1 pseudogene is annotated in these 506 nt (G+C 62.3%); it reads left to right on the forward strand.

Features of this window, described 5'->3' with window-relative positions:
- Nucleotides 1-506 (forward strand): annotated as a pseudogene (locus tag R8O10_RS27755) (Tn3 family transposase); the annotation flags it as partial.

A 506-nucleotide genomic window follows, 5' to 3' on the forward strand; every position in this document is an offset into this window, starting at 1 on the left:
CTCGTCGAACCACTCACGGACTCGCATCGGGCCAAGCTGGACGAGCTGTTGAAGCTCAAGGCCGGCAGCAGCATCACCTGGTTGACCTGGTTGCGGCAGGCCCCACTAAAACCGAACTCCCGGCACATGCTCGAACACATCGAGCGGCTGAAGACATTTCAGCTGGTGGATTTGCCCGAAGCTCTGGGCCGGCACATCCGCCAGAACCGCCTGCTCAAGCTGGCCCGCGAGGGTGGGCAGATGACGCCCAAAGACCTCGGTAAGTTCGAGCCGCAGCGCCGCTACGCGACCCTGGCCGCCGTGGTGCTGGAGAGTACGGCGACCGTGATTGATGAGCTGGTCGATCTGCACGACCGCATCCTGGTCAAGCTGTTTAGCAGCGCCAAGAACAAGCATCAGCAGCAGTTCCAGAAGCAGGGCAAGGCGATCAACGACAAGGTGCGCCTGTACTCCAGGATCGGCCAGGCGCTGCTGGAAGCGAAGGAAAGCGGCAGCGACCCCTATGC

The sequence above is a fragment of the Vibrio sp. 1727 genome (assembly GCF_033344415.1).
GTDB lineage: Bacteria > Pseudomonadota > Gammaproteobacteria > Enterobacterales > Vibrionaceae > Vibrio > Vibrio alginolyticus.